This is a genomic window from Massilia sp. P1_C10 (genome assembly GCF_056406475.1).
Map to the genome: position 1 here is coordinate 81970 of NZ_JBFUAC010000006.1, position 21545 is coordinate 103514.

Consider the following 21545-nt stretch of genomic DNA (forward strand, 5'->3'; position numbering starts at 1 on the left):
ACGAATATATCACGTCGTCCTCGCGTAAGCAGGGACCCCATTATTTCACCCAGCCAGTGCGGTCAATAAGTACCGCGCCAGGACACGCCGATTTCCTTCGGTCCCGGATTGATCGACAGGAAGGAACCGCGGTTTTCGCGCTGCGCCTGCCACAGCCAGCTGCCGACCGCATAGCCGATCAGGCCGCCGGCCACGGTGTCCGACACGAAGTGCTGGCGCGCCGCCACTCTGCCCGCCGAACTGAGCGCGGCCAGGCCATACAGCCACGGCGCATCGTATTCCTGCGCGAACGGGGTCACGGCGGCGAACGCCACCGCGCTGTGGCCGGACGAGAACGAGGCGTCCGAACGCTTGCCGCCGGTATGCGCGAACGCGCCCAGCTCCTCGCCGGGACGCGCGCGGCCGACCGCGTACTTGCCCAGCGTGGTCACGCCGATGGCGCCGGCGACCGACTCGAGCGAGATCAGCCCGATATTCTGCATGCGGTCGTCGCCGAACGCCATCGCCGCGCCGGCCGCGCCCACCAGCACGATCGGCGCTGCCTTGCCGAAGTTGCCGAGGCCGCGCATCGTGGCGTTTTCCTGGTGCCGCTTGACGAAGCGGTCGACCGGCTTGTCCACGGCTGCGCCGGCCAGCACCGCGCCGGCGGCCAGGGCGCCGCCCTTGATCCAGTCCGGCAAGGTCGGCGTCGACGCCGCGGCCTGGTCCAGGCGCAGGCGGAACGCCGGCCACGGGCTGCTCAGCGGCTTGGGGTCCATGTACAGCGCGGCCAGGGCCTGCTCGTCGGGACGCTCGCCCAGGTTGCCCAGACCGTCGGCGATCGACATGTCGCGGCGCGGCTTTTCGATCATCTCGTACAGGTCGCCAGGGCTGGCGACTAGCTGACCGACGTCGCGCGTCCAAGGCGAAATGGCGATGTTCGCGTTGGCCTGGGTGTCGCTCAGCAGCATGCTGTTCAGCGCAATATTGATGAACACCCCCTTGTCGTGGTACGGATTGGCCGGCGAGCCCGGACTGGTGATGTCGCGGCCGTTGGTTTTTGTGTACCACCCGCCGATTTCGATGCCGGACAAGAAGCGGCGCTTGAATTCCATCCGCACCCCGGCATCCTTGGCCAGAAAGCGCCCGGCCCGCGCCGTCACGGTAATATCCGACGGCAGTCGGTAATGCAGCGCGCCGATCGCGGTGACCGTTCGGTAGTCGCGCGCATCGAACCAGCCTTTGTAGCCGCGCTGCTGCAGCGCGTCCACCGAAACGTCGGCCGCCCAGCGCGTGTCGTCTGGCGCATACAGCAACTGGCCACCGGCGCCACGAAACATCTCTTCGTACAAGCCGCCGGACAGCCGTCCATACCAGTGGGCGGCCGGCATCGCGTACTGATTAAGCATCAACTTGTTGGCCTTGACGCGGGCGCCGCGCTTGTATTCGGCAATGTCGGTGCGCACATGGGGCAGCACGCTGTTCGACTCCTGGGTCACGCCCGACACCGTTTCGATGACCTTGGCGGTCAGGCCCGCATTCAAGTACAGACCGGTCGACAGCCGCCGGTCGTAGTTCGCGGCCGCATTGACTTCATAACGCAGCGCGCCACTCGGGTCATTGAAGAACAAACCAAGTTTGGGCGCAATGCGCAAACGATTGCTTTCTCGGTCTTCGGACCGCAATTGCACCGCATTGCCATCGTGGCCCAGATCGACGCCGATCCGCACGTCCTCGTTCAGTCCGGCGAGCATGCCGGAATGATCCCCGATGGAGAGCTGATCGTACGGCTCGCCCGGCCGGATCGCCACGGTCTTCAGGAAGGCCGCGCGGTCGATCGCGCCGCCCAGATAGTAACTCAGCGCATATAGGTCGAGGAACTCGTAGGTCGCAACCGGTTGCTCGTTCTTGGTATAGGTGATGTGCAGTGCCCGCGTGCCGGCCGGCGCGAACGCCAGCGCGGTCCGGCTGGCGCGCCCCACGGCGCGCCCGAGGTTCGCGATCCGGTTGTTGGTCAGCGTCATCTTGAGGATGCCGCCGTCGAACTCGATCCGGATGTTCTTGAAATCCTGCTGCGCCAATGCCTGCACCAGCGCCGCTCCCGGCGTGCCATCCTTCAGCCAGGCCGCCATCGAGGCACGCGCAGGTGCATCTTTTTGTTCGAACGCCTTCGGCTCTTTCAGCTTCGGCAGGAACTCGCGTTGTGACAAGGGAATCGTGACGTAGGCGTTGGCGCTGAAATGGTCGCGATGGCGGGCAATTTGCGCACCCAGCCAGCCTCTGCGGTATTCCAGTGCGACGACGGCCCCGGCCTTGCGTTGACCGGCATACGTTTCCGTTGCCCGGAAATCGCGCGCGTAATCGATCGCGTCGTACTCCGCCACCACCGACCAATTCGGCACGGACACCGGGGTCCAGCGCGCGCCGCCGAAGGCCCCGTCGGGCCTCCGGTGGGCGTAGCCGACACTCACTTCGACATTCTTGGCTGCGCCGAAGGTCTTGGTCGCCACCACGAACTGGCCCTTGAACAGCTCGGTGCCTTGCAAATCGGTCGCACCGAGCGCTACCGCGGGCAGCCACGCCGTCTCATTCAACAGCAGCGCCTTGGCATTGAACACCTTGTCCTTGAAACGCCCGTATTCGCTGCCGTATTGGCCCGGCAGGTCGGTAAACCCGGCGATGCCATTGATCGACACATAGCGTCCGGTCACCTGCAGAAACGGCAGAATCGTCGCAGTGGCCCAAACTGAACCGTAAGGACTGTCGTAGCTATAGCCGGTGGTGAGCGTTCCATCGCGCTCGACCGCAGCATTGGGCATGTTGACATAGCCCGATTGGCCGTTGAGGCTCGGCGTCGCGGCGCTGGCTTGGGCGAACCCAAAGACCACACAGCCGCACCACGAGATTTTGATGGTATTGCGAAGGAACGTTAGCAAGGAGAGGTCCTGAGGTCAGGGCCGTCCCCCGCCGCTGGAGGTAGGTGACGGCAGATAGTCGGCCGGCGCTGCCGGGCCACAAAAGGCGCCATTCTAGCAGCAAGATGTGGCGCCGGCCGCGCGGCGATACGCTTTCAGTAGCGACCCGCCACGCCCACGCGCCGGAGCAATCGGTCCGCCAGGAGCCTAGTCGACTTCCTGATAGCGCTCCGCGCGCGCAAGGGCTCCATCTGAGCTCATGCGCCGGGCGCCCCCGCGAATCGCCGTCGATCCGCCTTGCGCCTGCGCGCCGCCGTGGCCGCCGCGCGCCGGCGTCGCCGCCTTGGGAACCATCGGAATAATATTGCTCGGCATGGCTGGGAGGATCGCCGCGAGGTTGTCCTGCTCGGCAGCCTTCTGCTTGCGCACCCGGCTCGAAGACGACACCAGGAAGTAGCAGGTCAGGTAGATCATAAAGCTGAACAGACCGCACAGGACCAGTGCACTGTTGCGGCCGGCAAACTGGACGGAAAACGCTGCAGGAATGGCTGCAATCACCCATGCGATCGGCGACACCGACGCATTGCGCAGGTCGGCGCGCAAGTTCGGGAACAACCGGGCCGACACCGAGACATTGATCAGGCTGTGCAAATGGTGGCTGTCCGGCTCGCCCGGATGGCTGCGGGCCCATACCCGGCGCACAATGGTGAACAGCGTTTCAAAGATCGGATAGGCACAGGCCAGCAAAGGCGCCCAGGCCGAGACGGCCGGGTTGCGGTAGGCCAGGGAGACGGCCAGCCACGCGAGGATAAACCCCAGCAGGTAGGCGCCGCCGTCGCCAAGGAATAGTTTGCCGAAGGGGAAATTGACCATCAGGAAGCCGACCGTGACCGCGCCAACGATAAAGCACAGTTTCGCCAGTTCGACATCGCCGCAATTCTGGGCGATCAGGCCAAGCGCAACCAGGCAAATCGTCACCGTACCACCAGCGAGCCCGTTGAATCCGTCGATGATATTGACCGCATTGGCCACGCCACCGACCGCAAAGGCGGTAAACAGGACTGAAAAAGGCACCCAGGCCAAGGCCACATCGACGCCGACAATGCCGGTATGAACGATGCTCGCGCCCGTCAGCGCCCACGCCAGCGTGCCGCTGGCCATGGTTGCGACCAGACGGGTGCGGACGGATACCTTCTTGGTCAGGTCTTCGGCCACGCCGAAACAGAATGCCGGCAGGCCGGCGATCAGAATCGGGCCGAACAGATCCTGCAGGGCGTCGTCGGACGCCAGCCAGGCGCACATCAAGCCGAGAAAAATCGCCACGCCGCCAATGCGGGGTGTCGGGACGGCATGGAACTTCTGAATCCCGGCGGTACCGTCAAGGGAGAATTTGCCGTGCCAACGGGTGGTGATGACCAATCCGATGGAACAGATAAACGACACCAGCAATCCCACTACCCAAGCGATATTTTCGAACGAAGACAGGTTCATAGACAACTTCACGGCCCGGTTAGAATTTCATGTTCTTTAACAGCAATAACGCAAGATTTTATCACGAAGCAATATGCCGTCTCAATAAAAAAGCCTACCGAATCAACGTTTTGTGGCGTACGGCATACTAACAAGGTGCATTACAATTTGTGACAATTTCGCGAAACTTTTCCTCAAAATATCGAGCCCGACGCGAAAAGTGGCGATAACATCAGCAGAATCCCATTACGACCGATAATATCGCTGCGGGTTAAGTGTATTCAAAGAAATTTGAATGCGTGATTGATAAGTCACTGCGCGCGGCGACGTAGTCAGAATGGCAAGCGTGCCAATTGTTTGCGTAAAGATGAACAGAATACGAGCCAATGCGGCACACCGGCGTCGCAATCGGCAGGCCGCGGCGCCGGCCGCGCACCGTAACGGCGCTAAGAAGCGCGTTTTTTCGACTGCGGCACCGATTCCGGGGCAGTGCCAAGCTGGGGAAGCGCTTGATCAATGGCCGCCAAATATTTCCTGATCACAATTTTCTCATCGAATTCACTGGTGACCTTGCTGCGGCTGCGCGCTCCCATCGCGTCAATTTCTGCGGCTGGCAGCCGCAACATGCATTCCATTTTCGCCGCCAGATCGTCAGCGTTGCGCACTTCGCACAGGAAGCCATTTTGACCATCGTCGACCACTTCCCGGCATCCGACTGCATCGGTCGTGATCAACGGCCGCCCCATGGCGCCCGCCTCGAGCAGGGTTCGCGGCGTACCCTCGCGGTAAGACGGCAGCACCACGCAGTCGGCCGTGGCGATCTGGATGCGCACATCATCACTGACGCCCAGATATTGGATGCAACCCTCGGCGACCCATTCGCTCATCTGCGCGCTGGAAATAGCCGCTGGATTATCCACGTCAAGGAAACCGAGCAAGCAAAAATCGCAATCGGGCCAGCGCGCGCGCAACTGGCGGGCGGCGTCGACGAATTCGCCCACCCCCTTATCGCGCAACATCCGCGCGATCAGCAAAAACCGGAACTTGCGTTGCGGCCCGGGCGACGCCAATGGCGGCGGCACGCTGAATTTGCCGAGGTCGATGCCCGAACCTGGTAACAAGGAAGTGCGCGCCGATGCGACCAGCCCGCCCTCGACGAACAAGCGGCGGTCGTCGGGATTCTGAAAAAACACAGTGCTGGACCGCCGCAGGGCGAGCCGGTACATCTGACGCACCATGCCGACCAGCCAGCCGTCCTTGATGAAGACCGCGCCCAGGCCGGCGATGTTGTTGATCACCGGAATCCCGCAGACCGCCGCGGCAATCGATCCATACACATTCGGCTTGATCGTATAGCCGAGATAGACGTCCGGCCGCTCGCGCAAGAACAGCAGCACGAAGCGCACCAGCAAGGCGAGATCTCGCACCGGATTGGTACCGCTGGTTTGCATCTGCAATGGGACGAACCGGCAACCGAGCGCGTCGAGCCGGGCGGCGTACTTATCATCCGGTGCGACCGCCACCACCTCGTAGCCAGCCTCGACCAACGCGGCGATCAGGCCCGCGCGGAAATTGACGAGGTTCCAGGCCGCGTTCAATGCGATCAGGATCTTTTTTTTCCCAGGCGACGTGTTCATTGCTGCTCCAGCCACGCTTGAAACATCAATACGCCCCACAAGTGCTGATCCCAGTTGCGCACGCCGGACAAGTGCTCGCGCCATTTCCGGGAAATCGCCTCCGGATGGAAATACCCTTCGCGCCTGATCCGCGCCTCGTCCAGCAAAGCCTCCGCCCACGGCCGCAGGGGGCCGCGCAGCCAAGCCGCCAACGGCACGCCGAAGCCCATCTTGGGCCGCTCGATCAGTTCCTTCGGGACGTGGCGGTACAGCAACTCGCGCACGATCCACTTTCCCTGCCCTTCGCGCAATTTGAGCTCGCGCGGCAACTCCCAGGCGAACTCGACCACCCGGTGATCGAGGAACGGCATGCGCGATTCGAGCGACGCGGCCATGCCGGCGCGATCGACCTTGGTCAGGATATCGTCGGGCAGGTAAGTCAGGGTATCGAGCGCCATCATCTTCTCGATCGGGTTCAGGGACCCAAGCCGCGGGTCGCCGCCGGTCAGCACAGTCGGCGGCTCCGCCCCGTCCACTACCACCGCGGCCGGGTCGTTCCAGTACGACACCAGTCCCCGGTACAACTCGTCGGAACTGCGCGCCGCCAGCACAGCGGCCGCCTTGTGCAGCTTGTTGCCGACCTGCGCCTGGCGCCACGACATCGGCAACATCTTGTCGATCGGCGCCACCACCCGGTTCCAAGTGGCGGGAGACAGGGCGGTCAGGCCGCGGGCGGCGAGGCGGCGTCCGCTGCGCGGCAGCCTGGACAAGTTGCTCCACATCTTGTCGGCCATCAGGTAGCGGTTATAGCCGCAAAACAGCTCGTCGCCGCCATCCCCGGACAAGGCGACGGTCACGTTCTGGCGCGCCAGTTGCGCCACCAGAAAAGTCGGGATCTGCGAAGAGTCGGCAAACGGTTCGCAGAACATCGACGGCAAGGCGGGGATCACTTCGAGCGACTGGGCGGGCGACACGTACATTTCGGTATGTTCGGTGCCGAGGTGCCGGGCAACGGCTTTTGCGTGCACCGCTTCGTTGAATCCTTCTTCGTTAAAGCCGATCGTAAACGTCTTGATCGGACGCGCCGACTGCGCCTGCATCAGCGCCACGATCGTCGACGAGTCGACTCCGCCCGACAAAAACGCGCCCAGCGGCACGTCCGCCATCATCTGCTGCCCTACCGCATCGAGCATCAGTTTCTCGAACTGGTCGACCGCTTCCACCGGACTCGCGTCGAAGCGGCGCCGCGCCCCGCTGGCCGCGACCGCAGCCGCCGACCAGTACGGGGTGATCGTCGGCGTGCGCTCACCGCGCGCCAGGGTTAGCAGACAACCAGGCTGAAGCTTGGAAATGCCGCGGTAGATCGAAAACGGCGCCGGGACATAGTTATGGCGCAAGAACAGGCATAAAGCGTCGCGATCGACCTGCGCAGAGAAGCTCGGGTGCTGCTTGAGCGCTTTCAGTTCGGACCCGAACAGGAAAGTTTCCTGCGCGCCCTCCCCCTGCCATCCAAAATACAGCGGCTTCTCGCCCAGCCGGTCGCGCCCCAGGGTCAGGGTTTGCAATTCGGTATCCCACAGGGCGAAGGCAAACATCCCGACGACGCGGGCGATGGTCGCGGCAATGCCCCATGCGGCGAATCCCGCCAACAGCGTTTCGGTATCCGAATGGCCGCGCCACTGCGGGGCCAGGCCGGCCGCGTCGAGTTCGGCGCGCAGGGACATGTGGTTGTAGACTTCACCGTTGTAGGCGATCACATAGCGACCAAGGGCCGAATGCATCGGCTGGAACCCTGCCGGCGACAAATCGACGATTGCGAGTCGGCGATGGCCGAGCGCGATCGGCGCGGCGGCGTCAACCCAAGCGCCGGCGCCATCGGGACCGCGATGCGCCAATGCGCTGGCCATGCGCGTCGCAGTGGCCTCAAGCTCGGCGGCGGGAGCGGGCGCGCCGCCAAAAAAACCTATCAATCCACACATTGTTTTACGATCTCTCTATCTTTAGGCGCAGCCTGCATTGACCGGATGCACCGGCAATTCGGCCGCCAGGGGCAGCCAGGTCGGACGTTGGCCCAGGCACGGTGTGGCTAGTCGCCTGGCGCACTCGGGGCACCAATGCCTGCCGACCGTGCATGGGCCACTACTAAATTCATGCAGTGCGCAAACAGCACTGTGATGAAAAACACGCGATAGTTCTTCATGAAGTCGCCCGTCGCCAGCATTAGGAAAAAGGCCAGCGCCGTGGCGAGCAAGCCAAGCGTATGTTCACGCGACTTGGCAACGCGAATCGTTCCGACAAAAATCCAAGCGAAGAAAAAATACAGCATGAGCGCCAACGGAATGCCGTACATCACAGGCCACGCCACTAGCTGCGAATCGGTGATATCCAGGCCATAACTGCGTCCGGGGCCAATGCCGAACCAAGGCGACCGTTCGATGAAACCGAGCGCCGAATGGATCAGGTCGAATCGGATCGCAGCGGTATCGACCTGGCCTAGGTCGCCGGCCTGGATCGCATCGAACAATTCGACGACGCGTCCCAAGTCGTCCACGGCTTCGAGCGCGCTCGACAGCCAAATCAAGATGGCAAGGTGGCCCAGCACCAACACGAGCAGCACTTTGGCATTGTGGACGGCGCGCGCCAGGAAAAGGCCATACACCACCAAAATGATCGGCAAAGCCGCGAGCATGCCGGATCGCGAGCCGGTCAGAAAAATGGAGCAAATCGTGAGCAACACAAACAGCGCGGATTTGCGGAAGAATGCAAAGTACGATAACGCCAGGATGAATATCAATGCCGCGAAATTTGGATTGGTGAATGGAATGCCAATCCGGATATGACCATAATCGATCTGGACTTTGGCCTCTTCGTACACCAGCATCACCGCGTCGGCCAGAACCGGGATGTTCAGCAACAGGATTACCACGGTCGCCAAATTGAACAGGATCGTGACCTTGAATATTTCCCCAAGGCCGAGTGCGGCATGCCGGTCGGTGGCCGAACCGATAAACAACGCGAGCGGAATGAACAGCAGGAAGCGGAAGAAATCCGACATGTCAGCCGTCGAAATTTGCAGATTCATCGCAGTCGCGCCATAGATCGACGCCCACACGCCCGCCGCCGTGAGGATCATGAAAAATCCTGTCCAGACGCGGGGAGCAATCCCAGCGACGGGCAAAAGCTTGCCGCGCGCACTAAACAGCCACGCCAAGGAAATTAGCAGTTGCACCACGAGCCACACCCATTCGAGAGCCCAATTGAACATGTGGCCTGGAACGAATATGACGAACCAGATCCACAGGGGCCCGCCGAACAACCTGAAGCGTTGCGTTTGCGCCATGGCAGAGCTTATTGAAATCTCATGCGCAGCGCACAAGCGCCGGCACCGTCGTTCAACGAGGCGATAGCGCTTTTCGACGAAATCACGCGCGCCGGAATGCCGCGCAGCCTGGCCTGCTGCTCGAAAGAATGATTGACCACGGGTTGGGCTGCCATGGCGGTCCCCTCGCCGATCCGGGTCCAAAAGTGCCCCAGCGCCCTTTGGTATTTCCAACCATCGTTGCCGATGTAGCCCGGACGCGCGCGCTCCACGCTCAATGACAAGCTATCCGCTTCCAGAGAATTGCGCAATTCGAGGCGCGACTGCATCAACGCAGTACTTCACGCATGCATCGAACGATGCGCTCGGCAGTATCGCCGCGACCGTAAGGGACAGCCAACGTATCGCCACTCGAACCGAGCGCCATGCGCGCGGCGTCGAGAATGTCATCGTTCAAGACGTTCACCAGGCGATTCCAGCCAAGGTCGACCAACTCACCCCATTCGGTTTGGTCGCGCAAGGTCAGGCAAGGAACTTTGTAGAAATAGGCTTCCTTCTGTACCCCGCCCGAATCGGTGACGATCAGCGACGAATTCCGCTCCATGGCGAGCATTTCCCGATAACCCAGCGGGGAAACCACATCGATACCAGGAAGCAAGGTCGCACTGAGTCCGCATTCGTCGAGCTTGGCACGGGTACGCGGATGCAGCGGCAGCACAACGGGAATGTCACGCGACAGCGCGTTGAGCGCCGTGATGATGCGGGCGAGCTTTACCGGATCGTCGGTATTTTCTTGGCGATGCACGGTGGCCAGGACGTATTGGCCGATGGCCAAGCGACTGAGTCCCGACGGCTTCACCGGAAATTTTTCGGCGTTTCCGAAATGCAGCGCCGCGTCGTACATGATGTCGCCGACTTCGAAGACGCCGTTGCGGATGCCTTCGTTGGCCAAATTGTTCACCGACTGCTCGGTCGGGCAATACAACTGGCTCGACAGATGATCGGTCATGATCCGGTTGATCTCTTCGGGCATCCGGCGGTTAAACGAACGCAGTCCCGCTTCCACGTGGGCAATCGGAATATGCAATTTGGCCGCCGCAAGGGCGCCGGCCAGGGTGGAGTTGGTGTCGCCGTACACTAAAAGCACGTCTGGCTTTTCCGCCTGCAATACCGGTTCGAGAGCGCACAGCATCCGGCCCGTCATGTCGCCGTGCCCGCCCCCAGCGATGCCGAGCGCATGACGCGGCACGGGGATCTCGAGTTGCTCGAAGAAAACATCGGACATCCCGGGATCGTAATGTTGGCCGGTGTGGACAATCGCCTCGTCGAAGCAGCCTTCGGCGCGCAACGCGCGGCTGAGCATTGCAGCCTTGACGAATTGTGGGCGTGCCCCCACGACGGTGAGGATTTTCTTCATGCTTGCGCTACCTTCTCACCGCGCACCAGGGCGCTAAGGCGGGATTTAATCTTCAACAATAATTCGATCCGCGCGGCATTCGATGGGTAATCCAGATAGGTTTTGCGCTCGCCTGCCAAGATCGCATCGAACTCCTGTTCCCCGACACCAAGCTTTTTGGCAATAAATTGTTTGTCTTCCCTGGCTTGCTCGGGCGCGTACGGCGCGCTGCTCATTTGCTGCAGCGCAGCTTCGCGCGTCATGTCGCCCGATACCACCATGCTCGCCAAATGCGCGCGCCGCTTGTCGAAACCAAATTTAGTCGGCAGATAATACGACTGGAAAAATTTGGTGAAACGCGACTCGTAGTGTTTGCCGCCGTAATCACGCCAGCCATATTGTTCCATGAGCATCCGCTTGGCGTCGTCTTTTTGGTAATCTTCGAAATTGAGCATCTTCACGACTTTCAGCTTGCGCACATACGGCCACCAGAAGGTGTATTCCAACAGCGAATAGATCGGAAACGTCTTCAGCTTCCGCATGCCAAATCGCTTGTGGATGGCGCGCAAATGGCGCGAATCAATGCTGGTATAGCCCCAGCTTTCGGGCATGATCGATTCGGTCTGCAGATTATGCCCGCTGATAATCCAGCGAATGCGTTTTTTTGCCGCCAGTTTGAAGAGGACCGCCACGAACGCATGGTCTTGAGGCACATCGCAATTTGCCACGCCCGACTTCAGGAACGCCAATTGTAAATCGCGCATTTCGTCCCAATCAATTACTGTGGTAAACAGGTCGATGCCCAACTTTTCGACAATCCGCTCGATATTGCTGACGGCAAGCTCCGAGTTCCAGCCGGTATCGACGTGGACCGCGAGCGGACGCAGGCCCAGTTCAATCACACGGTGCGCCACATAGCAACTGTCGACACCGCCCGACAGGCCGACAATGCAATCGTACGGTTTGCCCTTGCCTTCCGCTTTCATTTGGTCGACATAGGCCCCGAGCGCCAAGGCGCCGGACTGACCTTTCAGTATCTGCGGTTTCTGCAGCGTTTCAAAATCAATGCAATGGTTGCAGACGCCCGCAGCGTCGAAGTGAATTTCTTCATCGGTCGTGTCCATGACACAGTTAGTGCAAATTTGATAATCGCGCATTGTAGTCTTAAGAAATTACGTGGATTGGTTTAAGGTGGGCGCGGATGTCGCGCGGACTCGGATAGCTTAACAACACCGCCCGATGGGGGCCGCGGTAGACAAACTGGGCCCCAGCGGCGGTGGCCGAGGCGCCCGATTGCTGCACGGCGCGCACAAAATCGGCGGAATCTTTCGCGCCACCGGAGGCAATGACCGGCAGCGTGGTACGCGCCGCGACCGCCGCGATCAACTGGTGGTCGTATCCTTCCAGCGTGCCGTCCCGACTCATCGCGTTGAGCAGCAATTCGCCCGCACCGGTGGCAGTGATGGAGTCGATCGTATCGAACAGGCTAGTAGCGCTGCGCTTGGTGCCCGAGCGCGTATAGACCTGGTAACCGCCGAGCCACGACTTCTTCACGTCCACGCTGACGACAATGCTTTGGCTGCCCACCGCGTCCGCCGCGGCGCGCACCAGGTCGGGATTTTCCAGGGCGGCCGTGTTCAGGATGACTTTTTCCACGCCGAGCTGGATAATGCGCTCGATCTCGGCGACGCTGGAAATGCCGCCCCCGTAGGCGAGCGGCATGAAGCACTCGCTCGCCATTTCTTCGATCAGGGCGAAATCCGGCCCCCGCCGGTCGCGCGTGGCGGAAATATCGAGCACGGCGATCTCATCGACCTCTTTCTCGTTGAAAATCCGCAGGCTGTTGATCAAGTCGCCGACGTAACTCGGATTCCGATAGGCGGTCGTCTTGACCAGCCGCCCGCGCTCGACTTGCAACACCGGAATGATCCGAAACGGATTGAAGGCGGTATCGACGTCACGCATGGTCAGGCTCGAGCGGCAGGGAAGCAAAATTGCGGAAGAGGGCCATGCCGAAGCGGTGGCTCTTTTCCGGATGAAACTGGACGCCGAACACGCGGCCGCGTTGGATCGCGGCGGTGAACTCGTGGCCGTGCCAGGCGACCCCTACACTGGTCGCGGGATCGGCGCAGTCGAAGTAATACGAATGCACGAAATAAAAACGGTTCAATTCGCCCAGCTCGCCCTGGAACAGCGTCGCCGGTCCGCGCGGCACAACAGTGCGCCACGCCATGTGCGGCACGCGCAACGACGGGTCGGCGACGCTGATCGCCGGATCGAAGCGGCGCACGCGCCCTGGAATCAGATCGAGCCCCGGCAGGACGCCCTCTTCGCTGCCGGTGCCGAGCATCTGCATGCCGACGCAAATGCCGAGCAGAGGGATGCGCCGCTCGACGGCGAGACGCAACGCGCCTTCCAGGCCCTCGACCTTGTCGAGTGCGCGGCGGCAGGAGTCGAAGGCGCCCACGCCGGGCAGCACCAGGCGCTCGGCCTCGAGCACTTCGGCCGGGGTGCGCGCAAACCGCGGCTCGGCGCCAGACCGGCGAATCATGTTCGCCACCGAATTGAGGTTGCCGACACCGTAGTCGACAATGGTAATGATGGGTAAAGTCTGAGTCATTGAAGCGTTGCCAGATGGGCCTGGCGATGTTTTGGGAAGTCGGCGGCGGCAACGTCGCCGTGAAATTCCTCTTCGCTGCGATGCCAAATGCATTTGGCAGGATTGAGGCTGCGAATTACTCTGGCCCGATTGCCGGCGATTACTTGATAACCGGCGTCAAACGACTTGGGGACCGCGGCGCCGGCGCCGACTATCCTGTAGGAGCCGAGCGAAACGCCGGGCAGGATGGCGGCGTGAGCGCCAATCCAGCAGTATGCACCAATTCGGACCGGAGCGCACGCAAGAGGCTTGCGGTTATCAGTGTTGCCAAGGTTCGCGCTGGCCAGTAAAGGCGCGGCGAGCAAAGGCAAGCCTTGCGCCAGCACCGATCCTTTCAGCAGGATCGCCCCCTTGCGTCCGATCGAGTGGCTCATCCGATCGCGCCCGTTGCCAGGCCGCGAGGTGGCCGGCCTGTGAACACCTGCGCGATGCCAGGCGTAAATTCGCGGTGCAGCTTGAACATGCCGAACACGACCTGCACTTGGAAACAAGCGTAGTTGACCGCCGCCCGCGGGCCAGAGCGGACCAGATTCGTCACAAATACGATCAGCAGCGGCAGCGCCGAATACGCGCCCGCCAGGGGCCAGGCGCCGAGCATGATCAGCCAGGCCGCCAACATCGCATAGGCCTCGGGCTTACGTTGGGCGAACCGCAAGAAATGACCGTTTTGCAAAGTCAACAGGGTGACCTGCCCCGCGCCATAGAATTTCTTGCCGAGATACGAACGGTAAGGCACGACTGCCCCGACAAGCTTGCGCAAGAATGGCACCTGCGGCGTCTTGTGGATCACCATGCGGCAATCGTGCCAGATCACGGCGACACCGGCTCCGCCCAAGCGCGCATTGAGCTCGGCTTCTTCGTAGGCATACAGATGAGCCGACCAGTTGCCTGCTTCGCACACTTTCTGGCGGGGCAACAGGACCGCGCCGCCGAACATCCGGCAAGGCGCCCCGTCGTGGTTGCCGCGAAATTGGATCAGCGAGCGAGTCCCGTCCGGAAACAGGTTCTCGGTGAACGCGCACAATCCGCGCGCCAGGTCGCCCGATTTGATCAGGCTGCAAATGGGTTGCAGCACTTCGGGGGCGAGTTCCATGTCGCCGTCCATGTACAACACCCAGTCGCCCGCCGCGTGCTCGGTGCCGATGCGGCGCGCGGCGCCGGCGTTCAAGAATGGACTGGCAACGAGCGACACGACCCGGTCAAACAGTCCGATCGCGATGTCCACCGATCCATCGGTGGAGGCGGAATCGACGAAGATGCTCTCGTAGGCAATTCCGGCCGCAGCAAGTTGCGCGAGCGATGCGGCGCATGCGGGCAGGTGGCGTCCTTCATTCTTGCCGATGACGCAGACACTGAGCTGGATCGGGGAACGGTGTGGATTCGTCTGCATCTTATTCACCGTGCGCCGCCGGCAAACGGTTGCCGACCATTTCGAGGAAACTGGCAAACTGTCCTTCGCGGCTAAACGACGCGAGCCGGTCTCGCTCGCGCAGACACAGTGTGCCGTTCGACTTGGCCCGCGCCAGCTTCGTCAGCACGGCCTCCATATCCCCTGCCGAAGTATGTTCGGCCTGGAAAAAGGAAGGGTCGCCCGCCAGCAGGTCGTTCACCGCCATCGCCTTGGGGCCGATCGAAATAATTGGGCGCGCGGTGGCGACATATTCGAACACTTTGCCCGTAACGACTTCGTCGGCGCCGTCGGCGCGGGTGTGCAGCAGCAGCAAGGCGTCCATGCCCGCCATGGTGTTAAGCGCCTCCTGGTGCGATAGCCGCGGCCCGATCATCAGCCGGGCGCCAAGTTTCTCCTGCCAGTCCGACGAAATATTGATGCTTCCATACAGCTCGATGCGAATATCGAGCTCGGGACGCTGGCGAACCACCTCGAACAGCGCTTCCGGGTTACGGTAACTGTTCGGCGCATTGTCGATCGCACCGAAGTAGCCCACGCGCAGCGGTCCCGGCTGCGGGCGCGCGCGCGGCAGCGTATCGAGCAACGCCAGGTCGAAGCCGTTCGCCACCAGCCGTGCCTTGCCAGGCAGTTGCGCCCCCCCCAGACGGGAGGCCTTGCCGATCATCGGCGCGCTGATATAGGTAAACTGGTCGCAACGCGCGAGCACACGGCGCTCGAAGAACTCATTGAGCCGTTGCAGCAGCGCGTGACGTTTGCGAAATAGCGACGAGCCGTTCCAGCTATCGCGGTAATCCACGATCCATTGAATCGCCGGCACCTGCTTCTTCAGGCGGTAACCGACCAGGTGCATGCTGTGCGGCGGACCGGAGGTAATCACGGTCATTGCGGGCTCGGCGCCGAGCAGGGCCATCGCCGCCCGCTCCATCCGGCGCACGGTCAGCATTGCGGTATCGGGCGTGAGCGCATCGATGACAAGGCGCTTGAGCCGCGCCTTGATCCCCGCGTTGGCCGGGGCGGCGGTGTCGGCAGAGCGCGCAGCGTGCTTGAACACGCGCGCGCCGGCCACGGCAACCGGATCGTCCACGTAGGTGACGGTCAGCGACGCCAGCAAGGCGTCGTAGCCGAAGGTGTCGTGATGCGCGGTGCGCGCGCACAATACGTGCACCTTGCACCCCCGGTTTTGCAGGTATTCGGCCAGCTTGAGCATCCGGATGGCCCCCCCCAGGCTCTTGATGTGCGGGGGAAAACCATAGGTGATGATTAGTACGGAAGGACGGGACATGTTGAAATCAGTCGGCAGCCGTCGCGGCAGCGAGCGCTGCCACCACACGTTCCTGGTCGGCCGGCGTGATGTAGGCGCTCAACGGAAGGCTCAGCACTTGTTCGGCGACGCTGTCCCCGACAGGTAACACGGCCGCGGCATCGGCAACCGCTGGCTGCCGGTTCAGCGGAATCGGATAATGGACTGCGGTCGGGATGCCCGCTTCCTTCAGCTGCGCCTGGACCTGCTCACGCGCGCCCACCCGCACCGTGTACTGGGCCCATGCACTGGTATTATGTGCTTCCAGCACTGGCGTGCCGGCGACGCCGGCGGCGCCGAACAGGCGGGAATAGCGCGCCGCGGCGGCATCGCGCAGGGCCGTCTCTTCTTTGAAGATCCGCAGCTTCGGCAGCAGGATCGCCGCCTGGAGCGTGTCGAGCCGGCTGTTGACGCCCACCCGGATGTGATGATAGCGCCGGTCCTGACCATGGCGCGCGATCTGACGCATGACTTTGGCCAGCTCGTCGTCACTGGTAAAAATCGCACCGCCATCGCCATAACAACCCAATGGCTTGCTCGGGAAGAAACTGGTGCAGCCGACGGTGCTGAGATTGCAGCTCTGGACGCCCTTGTAGGTCGCGCCGAAGCTCTGCGCGCCGTCTTCGATGACGGGAATGCCATGCTTGGCGGCAATCGCATTGATCGCATCCATATCGGCGCACTGACCGTACAGGCTGACCGGAACGATGGCCTTGGTACGTGGCGTGATCGCCGCTTCCAGCAACGCCGGGTCGAGGTTGTAGGTGCGTGCGTCGATATCGACGTAGACCGGTTTTGCACCCAGCAGCGCGACCGTTTCCGCGGTCGCGATATAGGTAAAGCCTGGAGTGATCACCTCGTCGCCAGGCCCGATGCCAAACGCCATCAGGGCAATCTGCAGGGCGTCGGTGCCGTTGGCCACGGTGATGCAGTATTTTGCGCCCGTATAGGCGATCAACTGCGTTTCCAGCTCGGCGACTTCCGGTCCCAGGATATATTGTCCATGGTTCAGCACACCCTGGATGCCGGCATCAATTTCCGATTTCAAGCGGGCGTACTGGCTCTTCAGATCGCAAAATTCCATCATTTTCATTTATTCTTTCTCCACACTGCAAACGCCGTTACGCAGGACATATTTGACCCCTGTGTGCGGGCACACGGTTGCGCCATCGCCGCCGACCGGGAGGTCGAGCTTTTCGCCAAACTGGCTCATCCAGCCGATTTGCCGGGCCGGCACACCCGCCATCAGCGCATAGGGTTTCACGTCGCGGTTGACAACCGCGCCTGCGCCAACGAACGCATACTCGCCGACGGTTACGCCGCACACGATAGTGCAATTGGCGCCCAGCGTGGCCCCGCGCCGAACCAGCGTGCGCCGGTATTCGCTTTTGCGTGTGACCGCCGAGCGCGGATTGAACACATTGGTAAACACCATGCTGGGGCCGCAAAAAACGTCGTCCTCCAGCGTCACCGCGTCATACACGCTGACATTGTTTTGGACCTTGCAATTGTCGCCGATCACCACGTCATTGCCGACGAACACGTTCTGGCCAAACGAACAGCGCGCGCCGATCCGCGCCTTGGCCGAGACGTGGACCCAGTGCCAAATGCTGGTCCCCTCGCCGAGGGTCGCGCCCTCGTCGACAATGGCGGTTGGATGAATCGTGATATTTTTCATGTGTCCTCAAAAAGTAGTGCAGCGAGCAGGAACGTAGCCCGAACCTGAACCTTGTTTAATACTCGAGCGGCAGCGAAATCGTTTTGCCGTCGCGCGCCGCGAGGTAGGCGGCAACCAGCAGTTCCAGCGATTTCAACCCTTCGCGCCCGTCGGTTTCCGGTTCCGCCACGCCGCGCATGACATCGACGACGTTGCTGTAATACAGCGGATGGCCGAAGCCGTACACCGACGTCGTCTCATAGTTAGCGGCGGTGATCTGCTGATCGTATTCCTTGGACTCGGCAAATTCCCACATCTGGATATCGTTCACCGCGACGCCGCCGATGCGCACCGTTCCTTTTTCACCGAGGATCGTGATGCTGCCTTCCAGGTTCTTCGGGTATGCCAGCATGGTGACGCTCATCGAACCGAGCGCGCCACTGCGCCACTTGACGTTCAACACGCCAGTGTCTTCGACTTCGATATCGCGCGTCGTGCTCATCATTGCCTGAACGCGTTCGACCGGCCCGATCAGCCAGTCGAGCAAGTCGACATAATGGCTCGCCTGGTTCATGAATGCACCGCCATCAAATTCCCAGGTGCCACGCCACTTCGACTGGTCGTAGTAGGACTGCGGACGGGTCCAGAACACGTTCAGGTGCACCATGTGAATCTTGCCAAAGCGCTTTTCGTCGACCGCACGCTTCAGCAGCTGCAAGGTGGTATTGCGGCGGTTCTGCTTGACCACCAACAGGTGCACGCCGGCGTCGTCGCAGGCTTTGACCATGCGCACGCCATCCTGCCAGCGCGTCGCCATCGGCTTTTCGGTGATGACATGGACGCCGTATTTGGCCCCGAGCACCGCCTGGTCCGGGTGCACCCCGCTCGGCGTACACAGCGCGATGACGTCCAGCTTCTCGGTCTTGAGCATCGTTTCCAGCTGGTCGTATCCAGGCACGCCGTGCGTCGTGACGTGCGCATCGAGCACCGTCGGGTCGGTGTCGCAGACTGCCACCAGCTCCAGATTCGCGGCATGGCTCTCGATCGCGCCGAAGTGACTCTTCGAAATGCGGCCGCAACCGACAACCGCGATGCGAATTTTTCTCGTTAATATTGGGGCTTTCATACCATCCTCTTAATAATTTCTACGAAATCTGTGGGACAGCGCGATGCGCGCTGTCGTGCCCTGCAGCAGCGGACAGGATCGGATCACCGATCACAGTCGCAGGTCCGACTCCTTGGAATTCAATACGTATTTCAGGTCGTACAGTACGTGAACGCTTTTTCCAAGCGCGCGGATCGCTTCAGCCCCCATCGCCCGGAACTCGTTGTGGGCGACGGCCAGGATCACCGCATCATAGGTGCCGGGATCCGGCTGCGCGATCGGCGCGATGCCATACTCGTGCTGCGCCTCATCGGCCGCAACCCACGGATCGTAGACGTCGACCTGGCAGTTGTACTCCTTGAGCTCGCCGACAATATCGACCACGCGCGTGTTGCGTAGGTCAGGACAGTTCTCCTTGAACGTCAGGCCCATGACGAGCACGCGCGCGCCATCGACATGGATGCGCCGCTTGGTCATCGCCTTGACCAGCTGCGAGACGATGTACGAACCCATGTTGTCATTCAGGCGACGGCCGGCGAGAATGATTTCCGGGTGATAGCCGATCGACTGCGCCTTGTGGGTCAGGTAATACGGGTCGACGCCAATGCAATGGCCGCCGACCAGGCCCGGGCGAAATGGCAGGAAATTCCACTTGCTGCCCGCCGCCTTCAGGACCGCTTCGGTGTCGATCCCCATCTTGTTGAAGATCAATGCCAGTTCGTTGATCAGCGCGATGTTGAGGTCGCGCTGGGTATTTTCGATCACTTTGGCCGCTTCCGCCACGCGGATGGTCTCGGCCTTGTGGGTGCCGGCAGTCACGATCTGGTTATACAGCGCGTCGACCAGGTCGGCCACTTCCGGGGTCGAGCCGGCCGTCACTTTCTTGATATTGACGAGGCGGTGCTCCTTGTCGCCTGGATTGATGCGTTCCGGGCTGTAGCCGCAGAAAAAGTCCTCGTTGAACTTCAGGCCGGACACTTTCTCCAGCACTGGCACGCAGTCTTCTTCCGTCGCGCCTGGATAAACGGTCGATTCGTAAATGACGATATCGCCTTTCTTCAGAACTTTGCCCACCGTTTCGCTGGCGCGCAGCAGCGGGGTCAGGTCGGGCTGCTTGTGCTCGTCAATCGGGGTCGGGACGGTGACGATGAAACAATTACACTGGCGCAGTTGCTCGACATCGGTCGAATACGCCAGCAAGGAGGCGGCGTTCAGCTCCTCGGCGGTCGTCTCGAGAGTGACATCGACGCCCGCGCGCAGTTCGCCAATCCGCTTTGCATTGATATCGAATCCGATCACGCTGCGCTGGCGGCCGAATTCGACCGCCAGCGGCAAACCAACGTATCCAAGCCCGATAATGCCGAGCCGAATGTCTTTTAAGTTCATTAGTCCAATACCTATTAATTGATGGTGAGGTTGATGCGTCTAATTCGGCCAGACCGCGCAGCAATCGCGCGCCCCCCGGCCGCTTACTTGAACCGAAGCGCGCGCGTCAGTTCTGACCACTTGCGCGCCGTTTCCGGCGATGTCGCAGCACGATTCCTGAGTTCCGCGAAAAACACCGTCGTCAGCGCCGCGAACAAGCCGAAGATCCCCGCGAATAACACAATCAGCAAGCGCTTCGGACGGCTCTTGCGTTCAGGTTCCTGGGCCGCGTCTAGCACCTGCACAACAGACGGATCTTTCGCTTCTTCCAGGCGGGCCGCTTCGTATTGTTTGGCCAATACTTCGTACAACATTTGATAATATTTCAGGTCGCGCATCAGTTTGACACTTTCCATGCCGCCCGGCGCCGGCTTAAGCGCCCCGGCCGCATCGGAAAATCCGCCGGATTCCAATTTCACCAATTCTGCCTTCAGGCTGCGCAACGCCTCGTCAACCTGCCGGTACTCGTGGTTGCTGGGTGTGACAAACGCCTTCAGCGAGTTTAACTCAATTTCCTTGGCGGAAATTTGCGCCTTGAGGCGCGCGCCTGTCTCGACCAAGGCACGGCTTTCACTATCGACGCTGATCACGCCACGCGCGTCGAGCGTCCGTTTCAGCGTGACTTCGGCCGACGCGAGCCGGTTCTTGGCCTGCTCGAGTTGCTTTTCATAAAACACGCGCCTTTGCGCCGCATCGGTAAGCGCCATATTCCGCGTCAAACCAAGCAACTCATCCACATAACCGTTGGTCATCGCCGCGGCGCGGCGCGGATCAGCGCTTTCCACTTCAACCACGATGAGGCCGTCCTTTCCGGCACTCACCGAGGTGGCGCCTTCAAGAAACATGCGTGCGGCTTCCTGTGACGGCGTCTGGTAGACCGTTTTTAGATCGAATTTGGCAATCATTCGATCCGCCACCGTGCGGCTTTTCAACATCGCGATGTACAGGTCGCTCGGATTCTTCAAGCCCGAGGCACCGGCCGCGACGCCGGCGACGCCTCCCAGTTGCGACAACAGCGCGGACGCCCCGGATTGCGCTTGCTGCGGCGGCAGCAACTTTGCGCTTGCCTTGAACACGTCGGGCAGCATCATACTGATCGCGCCGGCAACGATCGCGGCGACCAAGGGGAAAGCGATCAGCTTTTTCTTGTGCTTCGCCAGAGCGATCATCAGATCGATCGCGCCGACCGCGGCGTCACCGGAAGTCATGGCGACGTCGACCTTGCTATCCACTACATTCATTCGTTTTTCCGCTTCTTCGATAGAGGTTCGCGTGCAGAGCAGCACTGTTCCG

At 61.3% G+C, this 21545-nt stretch carries 18 protein-coding genes; all 18 read right to left on the reverse strand.

Annotation, left to right across the window (positions count from 1 at the left end):
• Positions 1 to 62: 62 nt before the first annotated feature.
• Entirely contained in the window at positions 63 to 2867 is a 2805-nt protein-coding gene (locus AC1D02_RS14645) for a YjbH domain-containing protein (protein ID WP_477318414.1), read from the reverse strand.
• A gap of 234 nt (positions 2868 to 3101) precedes the next feature.
• Positions 3102 to 4385 (reverse strand): MraY family glycosyltransferase, encoded by a 1284-nt coding sequence (locus tag AC1D02_RS14650; protein ID WP_477318069.1) that lies wholly within the window; start codon positions 4383 to 4385, stop codon positions 3102 to 3104.
• Between the two features lie 425 nt (positions 4386 to 4810).
• The gene (locus AC1D02_RS14655) at positions 4811 to 6001 is read right to left on the reverse strand and encodes a glycosyltransferase family 4 protein (RefSeq protein ID WP_477318071.1); all 1191 of its coding nucleotides are present in this window, start codon (positions 5999 to 6001) and stop codon (positions 4811 to 4813) included.
• On the reverse strand, positions 5998 to 7959 hold the full coding sequence (asnB, locus tag AC1D02_RS14660; protein WP_477318073.1) for an asparagine synthase (glutamine-hydrolyzing): 1962 nt from the start codon (positions 7957 to 7959) through the stop codon (positions 5998 to 6000). The genes AC1D02_RS14655 and asnB overlap by 4 nt, the downstream gene beginning before the upstream one ends.
• Before the next feature lie 107 nt (positions 7960 to 8066).
• On the reverse strand, positions 8067 to 9320 hold the full coding sequence (locus AC1D02_RS14665) for an O-antigen ligase family protein (RefSeq protein WP_477318075.1): 1254 nt from the start codon (positions 9318 to 9320) through the stop codon (positions 8067 to 8069).
• Between the two features lie 8 nt (positions 9321 to 9328).
• A complete protein-coding gene (locus AC1D02_RS14670; protein WP_477318077.1) occupies positions 9329 to 9628 on the reverse strand; it encodes a hypothetical protein in 300 nt (99 codons plus the stop codon).
• Positions 9628 to 10716, reverse strand: coding sequence for a non-hydrolyzing UDP-N-acetylglucosamine 2-epimerase (gene wecB, locus AC1D02_RS14675; protein WP_477318079.1), 1089 nt, complete (start codon positions 10714 to 10716; stop codon positions 9628 to 9630). The genes AC1D02_RS14670 and wecB overlap by 1 nt, the downstream gene beginning before the upstream one ends.
• Positions 10713 to 11852 carry an N-acetyl sugar amidotransferase gene (locus tag AC1D02_RS14680; RefSeq protein WP_477318081.1) on the reverse strand — a complete coding sequence of 380 codons (1140 nt, stop codon included), beginning with the start codon at positions 11850 to 11852 and terminating at the stop codon, positions 10713 to 10715. Before AC1D02_RS14680 ends, wecB begins: the two co-directional genes overlap by 4 nt.
• Before the next feature lie 7 nt (positions 11853 to 11859).
• Complete coding sequence (locus AC1D02_RS14685; RefSeq protein ID WP_477318083.1) at positions 11860 to 12660, reverse strand: AglZ/HisF2 family acetamidino modification protein; 801 nt, start codon at positions 12658 to 12660, stop codon at positions 11860 to 11862.
• Positions 12653 to 13315, reverse strand: coding sequence for an imidazole glycerol phosphate synthase subunit HisH (hisH, locus tag AC1D02_RS14690; RefSeq protein WP_477318085.1), 663 nt, complete (start codon positions 13313 to 13315; stop codon positions 12653 to 12655). The genes AC1D02_RS14685 and hisH overlap by 8 nt, the downstream gene beginning before the upstream one ends.
• Complete coding sequence (locus AC1D02_RS14695; protein WP_477318087.1) at positions 13312 to 13728, reverse strand: acyltransferase; 417 nt, start codon at positions 13726 to 13728, stop codon at positions 13312 to 13314. Before AC1D02_RS14695 ends, hisH begins: the two co-directional genes overlap by 4 nt.
• The gene (locus AC1D02_RS14700; RefSeq protein WP_477318089.1) at positions 13725 to 14744 is read right to left on the reverse strand and encodes a glycosyltransferase; all 1020 of its coding nucleotides are present in this window, start codon (positions 14742 to 14744) and stop codon (positions 13725 to 13727) included. Before AC1D02_RS14700 ends, AC1D02_RS14695 begins: the two co-directional genes overlap by 4 nt.
• A 1-nt stretch (position 14745) precedes the next feature.
• On the reverse strand, positions 14746 to 16047 hold the full coding sequence (locus AC1D02_RS14705) for a glycosyltransferase (protein ID WP_477318091.1): 1302 nt from the start codon (positions 16045 to 16047) through the stop codon (positions 14746 to 14748).
• Between the two features lie 7 nt (positions 16048 to 16054).
• Positions 16055 to 17152: a DegT/DnrJ/EryC1/StrS family aminotransferase gene (locus AC1D02_RS14710; RefSeq protein ID WP_477318416.1), complete on the reverse strand. Its 1098-nt coding sequence runs from the start codon at positions 17150 to 17152 to the stop codon at positions 16055 to 16057.
• Positions 17153 to 17158: 6 nt separating this feature from the next.
• Positions 17159 to 17743 carry an acyltransferase gene (locus AC1D02_RS14715; RefSeq protein WP_477318093.1) on the reverse strand — a complete coding sequence of 195 codons (585 nt, stop codon included), beginning with the start codon at positions 17741 to 17743 and terminating at the stop codon, positions 17159 to 17161.
• A 55-nt stretch (positions 17744 to 17798) separates the two neighbouring features.
• Positions 17799 to 18848, reverse strand: coding sequence for a Gfo/Idh/MocA family protein (locus AC1D02_RS14720; protein WP_477318095.1), 1050 nt, complete (start codon positions 18846 to 18848; stop codon positions 17799 to 17801).
• Positions 18849 to 18938: 90 nt separating this feature from the next.
• Entirely contained in the window at positions 18939 to 20213 is a 1275-nt protein-coding gene (gene tviB, locus AC1D02_RS14725; RefSeq protein ID WP_477318097.1) for a Vi polysaccharide biosynthesis UDP-N-acetylglucosamine C-6 dehydrogenase TviB, read from the reverse strand.
• An 83-nt stretch (positions 20214 to 20296) separates the two neighbouring features.
• Positions 20297 to 21493 carry a GumC family protein gene (locus tag AC1D02_RS14730; protein ID WP_477318099.1) on the reverse strand — a complete coding sequence of 399 codons (1197 nt, stop codon included), beginning with the start codon at positions 21491 to 21493 and terminating at the stop codon, positions 20297 to 20299.
• Positions 21494 to 21545: the final 52 nt, after the last annotated feature.

Bases quoted from the DNA above. Each gene is read 5' to 3' on its own strand.
- AC1D02_RS14650 (WP_477318069.1), bottom strand. From the start codon at position 4,385: ATGAACCTGTCTTCGTTCGAAAATATCGCTTGGGTAGTGGGATTGCTG.
- AC1D02_RS14655 (WP_477318071.1), bottom strand. From the start codon at position 6,001: ATGAACACGTCGCCTGGGAAAAAAAAGATCCTGATCGCATTGAACGCG.
- asnB (WP_477318073.1), bottom strand. From the start codon at position 7,959: ATGTGTGGATTGATAGGTTTTTTTGGCGGCGCGCCCGCTCCCGCCGCC.
- AC1D02_RS14665 (WP_477318075.1), bottom strand. From the start codon at position 9,320: ATGGCGCAAACGCAACGCTTCAGGTTGTTCGGCGGGCCCCTGTGGATC.
- AC1D02_RS14670 (WP_477318077.1), bottom strand. From the start codon at position 9,628: ATGCAGTCGCGCCTCGAATTGCGCAATTCTCTGGAAGCGGATAGCTTG.
- wecB (WP_477318079.1), bottom strand. From the start codon at position 10,716: ATGAAGAAAATCCTCACCGTCGTGGGGGCACGCCCACAATTCGTCAAG.
- AC1D02_RS14680 (WP_477318081.1), bottom strand. From the start codon at position 11,852: ATGCGCGATTATCAAATTTGCACTAACTGTGTCATGGACACGACCGAT.
- AC1D02_RS14685 (WP_477318083.1), bottom strand. From the start codon at position 12,660: ATGCGTGACGTCGATACCGCCTTCAATCCGTTTCGGATCATTCCGGTG.
- hisH (WP_477318085.1), bottom strand. From the start codon at position 13,315: ATGACTCAGACTTTACCCATCATTACCATTGTCGACTACGGTGTCGGC.
- AC1D02_RS14695 (WP_477318087.1), bottom strand. From the start codon at position 13,728: ATGAGCCACTCGATCGGACGCAAGGGGGCGATCCTGCTGAAAGGATCG.
- AC1D02_RS14700 (WP_477318089.1), bottom strand. From the start codon at position 14,744: ATGCAGACGAATCCACACCGTTCCCCGATCCAGCTCAGTGTCTGCGTC.
- AC1D02_RS14705 (WP_477318091.1), bottom strand. From the start codon at position 16,047: ATGTCCCGTCCTTCCGTACTAATCATCACCTATGGTTTTCCCCCGCAC.
- AC1D02_RS14710 (WP_477318416.1), bottom strand. From the start codon at position 17,152: ATGATGGAATTTTGCGATCTGAAGAGCCAGTACGCCCGCTTGAAATCG.
- AC1D02_RS14715 (WP_477318093.1), bottom strand. From the start codon at position 17,743: ATGAAAAATATCACGATTCATCCAACCGCCATTGTCGACGAGGGCGCG.
- AC1D02_RS14720 (WP_477318095.1), bottom strand. From the start codon at position 18,848: ATGAAAGCCCCAATATTAACGAGAAAAATTCGCATCGCGGTTGTCGGT.
- tviB (WP_477318097.1), bottom strand. From the start codon at position 20,213: ATGAACTTAAAAGACATTCGGCTCGGCATTATCGGGCTTGGATACGTT.
- AC1D02_RS14730 (WP_477318099.1), bottom strand. From the start codon at position 21,493: ATGAATGTAGTGGATAGCAAGGTCGACGTCGCCATGACTTCCGGTGAC.